Source organism: Enterobacter sp. EC_64, from assembly GCF_019584165.1.
GTDB lineage: Bacteria > Pseudomonadota > Gammaproteobacteria > Enterobacterales > Enterobacteriaceae > Enterobacter > Enterobacter roggenkampii.
The window spans coordinates 1-413 of the sequence record NZ_VDAS01000083.1 but is presented as its reverse complement, the minus strand read 5'-3'; the positions used below and the strand labels follow the sequence as shown (position 1 = coordinate 413).

Below are 413 nucleotides of genomic sequence, written 5' to 3'. Positions count from 1 at the left end.
TTCATGACTGGGGTGAAGTCGTAACAAGGTAACCGTAGGGGAACCTGCGGTTGGATCACCTCCTTACCTTAAAGAACCTGCCTTTGTAGTGCTCACACAGATTGTCTGATGAAAAGTAAATAGCAAGGCGTCTTGCGATTGAGACTTCAGTGTCCCCTTCGTCTAGAGGCCCAGGACACCGCCCTTTCACGGCGGTAACAGGGGTTCGAATCCCCTAGGGGACGCCACTTGCTGGTTCGTGAGTGAAAGTCACCTGCCTTAATATCTCAAAACTCATCTTCGGGTGACGTTTGAGATATTTGCTCTTTAAAAATCTGGATCAAGCTGAAAATTGAAACGACACATCTTAATGGTGTGTTCGAGTCTCTCAAATTTTCGCAATCAGAAGTGAAACATCTTCGGGTTGTGAGGTT

Annotated in this window: 1 tRNA gene and 1 rRNA gene; both read left to right on the top strand. The window is 46.7% G+C overall.

The features are described 5' to 3' along the window. A 16S ribosomal RNA gene (locus tag FHC52_RS22545) occupies positions 1-66 on the top strand; the annotation flags it as partial. 85 nt (positions 67-151) lie between these two features. Further along, positions 152-227, top strand: a tRNA-Glu gene (locus FHC52_RS22540). The last annotated feature ends 186 nt before the right edge of the window (positions 228-413 follow it).